Consider the following 450-nt stretch of genomic DNA (forward strand, 5'->3'; position numbering starts at 1 on the left):
GTGCCAGGGAGCCTCCTCGTCGCTTCGCTCCTGCGGGGTCTCCCCTAGCCCGTACTCCCGCAGGAGTCTTCGCGCCTTCCGCTCCAATCAACAGAGTGCCTTTTAATAAAGACCTTCTACTACTATTAAATAATATAAATAAGCGGCGAATTCCATGTTTAAGCCAAAAGAAATTAGCCAAAGTGAATATGAATTAGTTCCAGATGACCATCTTTTTCACCTAATTGATAATACTTTGATTTTTCATTTCTTCTTGAAAAGATGCGACTTTATTATAGTGATAATAACGGACGCACCACTAATTTACTTATTCTTTTAGTAAGGATGGTTTTTGGTTATCTTTAAAGCATTCGTTCTGAACGTAAATTAGAAAAAAAAGTGTGTGGCAAATTCTTTAGGTTAATTTGCCTCCCTGTTGATTGGATCGGAGGGCACTCGACTCCTGCGGGA

Origin of the sequence: Neobacillus drentensis, assembly GCF_036965425.1 — a bacterium.
In the GTDB taxonomy this organism is placed as follows: domain Bacteria; phylum Bacillota; class Bacilli; order Bacillales; family Cytobacillaceae; genus Neobacillus; species Neobacillus drentensis_F.